The sequence below is a fragment of the Fibrobacter sp. UWH5 genome, from assembly GCF_900142505.1.
Classification (GTDB): Bacteria; Fibrobacterota; Fibrobacteria; order Fibrobacterales; family Fibrobacteraceae; genus Fibrobacter.
Map to the genome: position 1 here is coordinate 82,708 of NZ_FRBB01000016.1, position 7,107 is coordinate 89,814.

7 protein-coding genes are annotated in these 7,107 nt (G+C 52.0%); 5 read left to right on the plus strand and 2 right to left on the minus strand.

The genetic code is table 11. The features are described 5' to 3' along the window. Positions 1 to 3 precede the first annotated feature (3 nt). From glgC to trmFO, 5 genes are all read left to right on the plus strand, one after another. Entirely contained in the window at positions 4 to 1,254 is a 1,251-nt protein-coding gene (gene glgC, locus BUB38_RS12220) for a glucose-1-phosphate adenylyltransferase (protein WP_073160946.1), read from the plus strand. Between the two features lie 200 nt (positions 1,255 to 1,454). After that, on the plus strand, positions 1,455 to 2,261 hold the full coding sequence (locus BUB38_RS12225; RefSeq protein ID WP_073160948.1) for a NifU family protein: 807 nt from the start codon (positions 1,455 to 1,457) through the stop codon (positions 2,259 to 2,261). Between the two features lie 129 nt (positions 2,262 to 2,390). Further along, a complete protein-coding gene (locus BUB38_RS12230; protein ID WP_073160950.1) occupies positions 2,391 to 3,443 on the plus strand; it encodes an IMP cyclohydrolase in 1,053 nt (350 codons plus the stop codon). Between the two features lie 62 nt (positions 3,444 to 3,505). Continuing rightward, positions 3,506 to 3,961, plus strand: a complete 456-nt coding sequence (locus BUB38_RS12235) for a hypothetical protein (RefSeq protein ID WP_073160952.1) — start codon at positions 3,506 to 3,508, stop codon at positions 3,959 to 3,961. Next, positions 3,961 to 5,337 carry a methylenetetrahydrofolate--tRNA-(uracil(54)-C(5))-methyltransferase (FADH(2)-oxidizing) TrmFO gene (gene trmFO / locus BUB38_RS12240; RefSeq protein ID WP_073160954.1) on the plus strand — a complete coding sequence of 459 codons (1,377 nt, stop codon included), beginning with the start codon at positions 3,961 to 3,963 and terminating at the stop codon, positions 5,335 to 5,337. The genes BUB38_RS12235 and trmFO overlap by 1 nt, the downstream gene beginning before the upstream one ends. Here trmFO and BUB38_RS12245 read toward each other — a convergent pair. Both BUB38_RS12245 and BUB38_RS12250 read right to left on the minus strand, forming a co-directional pair. After that, positions 5,303 to 6,379: an alpha-hydroxy-acid oxidizing protein gene (locus BUB38_RS12245; protein ID WP_073160956.1), complete on the minus strand. Its 1,077-nt coding sequence runs from the start codon at positions 6,377 to 6,379 to the stop codon at positions 5,303 to 5,305. The genes trmFO and BUB38_RS12245 overlap by 35 nt on opposite strands. An 8-nt stretch (positions 6,380 to 6,387) precedes the next feature. Beyond that, a complete protein-coding gene (locus BUB38_RS12250) occupies positions 6,388 to 6,894 on the minus strand; it encodes a hypothetical protein (protein WP_139258436.1) in 507 nt (168 codons plus the stop codon). Between the last annotated feature and the right edge of the window lie 213 nt (positions 6,895 to 7,107).

Below are 7,107 nucleotides of genomic sequence, written 5' to 3' on the forward strand. Positions count from 1 at the left end.
AATATGAGCTGGTCCTATTCTAGAGAACACCAGAAAAACATTCTCTGCATGATCATGGCCGGTGGCCAGGGCAGCCGTCTGCAGCCCCTCACCCGCGACCGTGCAAAGCCTGCCGTTCATTTCGGCGGTACTTACCGTATTATCGACTTCGTTCTGAACAACTTCATCAACTCCGGCATCTTCAAGATCAAGGTTTTGACCCAGTTCAAGTCCGACTCCCTGAACAAGCACATTTCCGCCGCCTGGAACCTGAACGCCAGCCTGGACCAGTATGTGGACCTGGTTCCCGCCCAGATGCGTACCGGCGACGACTGGTATAAGGGTACCGCAGACGCCATCTTCCAGAACATCAACCTGATTACCGACGAACGTCCGGACCTGGTTGCAATTTTCGGTGGTGACCACATCTATAAGATGGACATCAACCAGATGATCGACTTCCACCTGTCCCGCGCAGCCCTCCTGACCATCGCAGCCATCCCCGTCCCGGTGGAAGAAGCTAGCGAATTCGGCATTATCGAAGTGGACCAGGACAACCGTATGATCGGTTTCGAAGAAAAGCCCAAGAATCCCAAGGAAATGCCGGGCAATCCGGGTTACTGCCTGGCTTCTATGGGCAACTACATCTTCACCAGCAAGTTCCTTGTACGTGAATTGATGAAGGGTGCAGAAAGCGGCGCTACCGACTTCGGCAAGCACATCATTCCGGCCCTCTACAAGGACTATCCGGTCTACGTCTACGACTTCAACACCAACATCGTTCGCGGCGAACAGTCCCGTACCAAGGGTTACTGGCGCGACGTGGGTACTTTGGACGCCTTCTTCGAAGCGAACATGGACCTTTGCTCCGAAAATCCGCCGTTCGATCTTTACAACAACTACTGGCCTATCCGTACCTTCAACTGGAACCAGCCTCCTGCACGATTCTTCGCAGGCGATAACGAAGCTCATCAGGGCGCAGCTATTGACTCCATCGTGTCTTCCGGCTGCATCATCGGTGGCGGTACCGTGGTCAAGAGCATCCTCTCTCCGGGCGTATCCATCCAGAAGGACGCCATGGTCGAAGAAGCAATCCTCTTCCCCAACGTGACTATCGGCCCGGGCGCAAAGGTTCGCAGAGCCATTATCGAAAAGGGCCTGCATATTCCGGCCGGTTTCGAAATCGGCTACGACCTGGAACGCGACCGCAAGCTGTTCCACGTGACCGAATCCGGCATTGTGGTTCTCGCCAAGGACACGATTATTAAAGCTTAAAGGTTAAAGGTTAAAGGTTAAAGGTTAAAGGTTAAAGAATGCCCCGCGAAAGCGGGGCTTTATTCGTTTAATCGCTGCTGCCGGAGCTGCGAGAGCTACCCCCGCGTGGGCTCCATAAAAAGAAAAAAGAACGGTTCTTCGAGCCTACGGACAAGAGGCGAAAGGATTTCTCTAAAGAAAAATTTCTAACTTTTTAGCGTATGAGTGAAGATGTAACAAGCACACTTTCCCAAAAGGTGCAAGATATTGCAAAGTCCCCCAAGTATCGCGGGGCAATCTTCCAGATCGAGGCCGACGAAAAGGGCCTGGCACTGGTGGATGTGAAGGAAGCAAGTCTCAAGGTCTACCTGATGATCGACCCGGACTGCGACAAGATTCTCGAAACACGTTTCTTTACCTATGGCGGTCCGGTATTCACGGCCCTGGCAGACACATTCTGCAAGAAGATCCAGATGGTGACTGTAGACGACGCCTGCAAGATTACCGCAGAATCTATCGAAGAAGAATTGCGAGACGTTCCCGAAGTTCGAGCCATTGCAGCAGACGCTCCTGAAATCGGTCAGATGAACAAGCTGATTGCAAGAATTCTTGAGGAATACCCCGAGAAGAAGGCTACAGCCATCATCATCCGCGAAAAGATGGAACGCATCAAGTACCGCACCCAGACCGCAGAAGGTCGAGCCGAAGCCGATGCCGAATGGAACGCCATGACCAAGATCCAGCAGATCGAAAAGATCGAGGAATGGCTCCACAAGTCTGTCCGCGGAACGCTGCAGGGCGACGGTGGCGACCTCGAAATTCTGGACCTGGTAGACGGCAACCGCCTGAAGATCCGTTTCCAGGGAGCATGCGCCGGCTGTGGTAGTGCCATGGGCGGAACCTTGTTCTACATCGAAGACGAACTAAAGAACAATGTCTATTATAATCTGGTTGTAGAACCCGAAGACCCCCTGGATAACATCAACCCGGATGCCTCCGTATTCGGCGGTGAACCTTCTGAAACCTAAAGGTTTCAATTATGAATTACGAAGTACGAGATATAGGCTTTCACAAGTGCGGCAGCGCCGTCAAACAAAATCTCATAATTCATAATTTATAACTCATAATTTTATTAACTAACCCCCAAAGAGGATAATATGTCTGAAGAACTGAATCTCAAATTCGTTGACCCGGTACCCATGCGCTATGGTGAAAACTCTCACCAGTCCGCCGTGTTCTACCGCGACCCCACTTGCACCGAAGCTAGCCTGGCTACCGCTAAGCAGCACTGGGGCAAGGAACTGTCCTACAACAACATTGTTGACGCAGACGCAGCCCTGGAAATGGCTCGCGAATTTGCAGGTTCCAATGCAGTCGTGATCGTTAAGCACATGAACCCCTGTGGCCTGGCTACCGGCGAAAACCTCCGCGAAGCTATGGAAGCTGCATGGGCAGGTGATCCGGTGTCCGCTTTCGGTTCCGTGATCGCTGTTACCTCCAAGGTTGACCTGAACACTGCCGAATTCCTCAAGGGCAAGTTCGTGGAAATCCTCCTCGCTCCGGCATTCGACGACGACGCTCTCGAATTCCTGAAGAACAAGTCCAAGGACATCCGCCTCCTGGAAGTTGGCGAAATCAAGAAGGCCACCACTTGCAAGGTTTACAAGCATGTGATCGGCGGTATGCTGGTTCAGGATCGCGACGTTGACGTTTACGAAAAGTTCGAAACCGTTACCAAGGCTCAGTTCCCGAAGAACAAGGAAGACCTGGCCCGCTTCACCTGGATCGTTACCAAGCACACCAAGTCTAACGCCATTGTCATGGGTTACGAATACAAGCCCGGTTACTTCCAGATCATGGGTCTTGGCCCCGGTCAGCCCAACCGCATCGACTCCAACCTCCGCCTCTGCCAGCCCCGCGTTCGCGACAACGTGGCCCGCATGGAAGAAGCCAAGGAATTCTTCGACGCCGAAGGCAAGCTGATCAACGAAGCTGGTCTCAAGGCTCTGGAAGCCAAGGTGTTCAGCGAAGTCGTTATGGGCTCCGACGCCTTCTTCCCGTTCCCGGATAACGTTGAAGCCGCTCACGACGCTGGCGTTCGCTACATCGTGCAGCCGGGTGGTTCCAAGAAGGACGACCTGTCTATCGAAATGTGCGACAAGTTCGGCATGGCCATGGTCTTCACCGGCATGCGTCACTTCCGCCACTAATTTCATTAATCAGTTGCGTCGCCTCGTGCGGCGCGACTCTTTCGAATTTTTAATAGGTATCCATGATTCCAGTATCCCAAAGGGAAGCAAACCAGAAAGAAAAAGATTTGTACTACGCTGTACTTTCTTTTTTGAAGAAGATTCGTAAGGCCGGCAAGACAACCGACAAGGAATGGAACGAATACCGCTCCAGTCTAAAGGGTATCGCCGCCAACTCCGACATGGGCCGCGCCGCAGACATGTGGACTATGGACAACCTGGACCAGTTCCAGCCCGACAAGTCTCAGCTTCCTCCCCTAAACGACATGGAAACCATCGCACGGGTTTCGCCCGAATTTCTGTCCCAGCTGATGGAAGCACTCTATTACGGCATGCTGAACATCACCCAGGCCAATATGATTTCTGATGAAATCCAGGATGCTGATCCAGATTGCGTCACCTCGGCATCTCTCGAAGAACTTCTTGTGAAGCTCTGGATCGGAAACGCCAAGACTTACAGAAAAATGGTGATGAACTAATGACTCAGAAAGTTCGTGTGATTGGAGGCGGTCTCGCCGGTTGTGAAGCAGCACTGCAGTTAGCAAGTCGCGGTTTTGAAGTTCACCTTTACGAAATGCGCCCGGTAAAGCCGACCCCCGCCCATCGTGACGGCCATTTGGCCCAGTTGGTCTGCTCCAACAGCTTTAAGGCCCTCGGTGTCACAAGCGCCCACGGACTTCTGAAACAGGAATTGAGAATGCTGGGCAGTTTTCTCATGGAATGCGCCGCCGAAGCAGCCGTTCCCGCAGGCGATTCCTTGACCGTAAATCGCGACATCTTTAGCGAACTGGTAGAAGCACGCATCGCAGCCTGCCCAAACATTACCATGCACCGCGAAGAAGTTACCAGTCTCGCCGGAGACTGCCCTACCCTAGTGGCCGCAGGCCCCCTAGCCAGCGATACTCTAGCCGACGATATTTTCAAGCGTCTGGGCAGCGACCGTCTGCACTTTTACGACGCCATCGCTCCCGTGGTAGAAACCGACTCCATCGACTTTGACCACGCCTTCTATATGAACCGCTGGGAAAAGGGCGAAACCGCAGACTTCATCAACTGCCCCCTAGATCGCGAAACCTACGAGAAATTCGTGGCCGCCCTTGTGGACGCAGAATCTGTGGAACCCCGCCCCTACGAAAAGCACGAACTGTTCGAAGGCTGCCTGCCGGTAGAAGAATTGGCTCGCCGCGGTTACGAAACTTTGCGTCATGGCCCCATGCGCCCCATCGGTCTGGGCCTTGGCAATAACGGCAAGCTTTGGTACGCTGTAATCCAGCTCCGCGCCGAAAACAAGCAGAAGACTTTGTACAACATGGTAGGCTTCCAGACTCGCCTCAAGTGGGGCACCCAGAAGGAAATCTTCACCATGGTGCCGGCCCTGAAGAACGCCAACTTTGCACGCCTGGGCTGCATGCACCGCAACACCTTCATCGATTCACCCAAGTTCCTGGACAAGACTTTGCGCCTGCGCCCGGAACTGGAATGCGCCAAGGATATTCCGCCTACTTGGTTTGCCGGCCAGATTACAGGTTCCGAAGGTTACACCGAAGCAGTGGCCACCGGTTGGTATGCCGCATGGAACATGGCACAGACGCTGTTGCACGGTCATGCTGACCCGCTGCCTGACGAAAGCTGCATCGGTGCCCTAATGAACCGCCTGGTAGAAGAAAACGAAGATTTCCAGCCCATGAATTTCAACTTCGGCCTCCTCCCCCATCACGAAGGCCTGAAGAAAAAGAACAAGAAGGAAATTCTTGGTACCGCAGCAGAACGCGCTGTGCGCCAGTGGATTGCAGACCGCACCATCGGCAACGCAAGGTTTATCAACCCGCAGGCAGACGAATCATCGAACGATTAATGTCAGAAATCTTTCGGGCACCGCACATGTACATGGTGTCCTCAAGTTCAGCCTTGATTTTATCCAGGTAACATTCAATGCCTTCCTGTCCGCCGCCGTAGTACGAGATAAGCACTGGGCGGCAAATGAGGCAGGCGTCGGCGCCCATAGCGAGAGCTTTAAAAACGTCCAGGCCAGAGCGGATTCCGCCATCCACGAGGATTTTGGTCTGGTGAGCTGCGCCGGAAACTGCACCCGCTGCGCGACTTGCCGCGTTGGCACCCTTAACAGCGGCGACGATTTCCGGAAGAACCTCGGCGGTAGCGGGAGTGTCCGCCAGGACGCGGCCACCGTGATTGGAAACGATGATGGCGTCGGCACCAGCTTCCACTGCCTTCAGGGCGGTGCGGGCGCTCATGATGCCTTTGACAATAAAGGGAACCTTGGCATAAGCCTTCAATTCGCGCAGGTCTTCGATGGTCTTGGTTCCGCCACCCTTGCCGTTAAAAGTCTTTAAGTGCGGAAGACCAGCGCTATCCACCACCACACACATGGCCTGCGGTAAGCAATCCTTGTAAAGGTCCATCAAACCCATGATACCTTCGTTGGTTCCCGGATTGAAAACAGGAATTCCATTGTTCCCATGAGCCTTGCCCGATTCAATGGCACGGTCCCAAATACGCTGGTCGCGGCCATTGCCGTAGGCATGGAAAATTCCACGAGTTTCGCAGGCGGCCATGCACTTTTCGTTAAAGTCCGCCACGTCATCGGTGGGGTTAAACTGCATGGCAATAGACCCGATAGGAGCCGTAATCAAAGGGAAACTCAACTTCAATCCCAGCAAATTGGTGCTGGTATCGATAGGTGTATTGGGCACGAAAGTGTCCACATTCAGCTTGATCTTTTTCCAAGCATTATAGTTATCGTTAGCACCGTTTCCCGGAGCCTTGGAGCCAGGGCCCGGCATAGTGTTCTTGCAGGCCAAACCGTTGCAGACAGGGCAAACCTGGCAATTGGGGCCAATGTTCTTGCGGGCGTTTTCCAAAACTTCTGAATAATTCATAAAAACCTCTAACGAACTGAAGAACCCTCTAAAGCCTCCTTCCGGCGCAAACCCTCATTAACAGAAACAGTGTCACCACTTTCACACACAAAATGCTTAATGGCCCCATCCGACACAATATGATCCATATCGCAATAACCAACAGTACGCTGCAAAGCATCGAAAGTCGAGCCCACATACTTGATGCTGCAAGTCTCATTCTTCTTGCCCTTGGCCGACAAGTCGCAATACCAATGATTAAAATCAAAATAGCTCAGGTGAATTTCTTTTTCGTTGTAAATCGTTTCACCAAGACAAATATCGTTGCATTCCTGCAAGTCATCGATATAACGAACGATATTCTCTTCGCATTCAGAATACGCCCTGCCAGACAGACGCTTCACATTAAAAACAGGATCGCAATGATAAGCCGGATCGGCACAAACTCCATTGCAAGAGTCGCCAGTACTATCAGAGCATGCCCCCACCAAAACGGCAAACGAAGCAAAGCAAATACCCAATAAAATCTTATTCATACCGCCAATATATAAAATATCGACCAATAAAAAAAAAACAGACACGGAATCCAAGCTTATTAAATGGGTGGACGTCAAAATAACAAGCGCTAACTATAAAATAAAAGGTGATGGTTTATATACCCTTCAAAAGATACATCTTTTGCGAAGTCCTTGTCAAGAAGGCTATTTGCCTTTTCTTCATCGATGGTTTTGTAAATTTATCTGCACTTT

What these genes read in the sequence shown, in the direction of transcription:
- glgC (WP_073160946.1), top strand. Translation starts at nt 4, where the DNA reads ATGAGCTGGTCCTATTCTAGAGAACACCAGAAAAACATTCTCTGCATG.
- BUB38_RS12225 (WP_073160948.1), top strand. Translation starts at nt 1,455, where the DNA reads ATGAGTGAAGATGTAACAAGCACACTTTCCCAAAAGGTGCAAGATATT.
- BUB38_RS12230 (WP_073160950.1), top strand. Translation starts at nt 2,391, where the DNA reads ATGTCTGAAGAACTGAATCTCAAATTCGTTGACCCGGTACCCATGCGC.
- BUB38_RS12235 (WP_073160952.1), top strand. Translation starts at nt 3,506, where the DNA reads ATGATTCCAGTATCCCAAAGGGAAGCAAACCAGAAAGAAAAAGATTTG.
- trmFO (WP_073160954.1), top strand. Translation starts at nt 3,961, where the DNA reads ATGACTCAGAAAGTTCGTGTGATTGGAGGCGGTCTCGCCGGTTGTGAA.
- BUB38_RS12245 (WP_073160956.1), bottom strand. Translation starts at nt 6,379, where the DNA reads ATGAATTATTCAGAAGTTTTGGAAAACGCCCGCAAGAACATTGGCCCC.
- BUB38_RS12250 (WP_139258436.1), bottom strand. Translation starts at nt 6,894, where the DNA reads ATGAATAAGATTTTATTGGGTATTTGCTTTGCTTCGTTTGCCGTTTTG.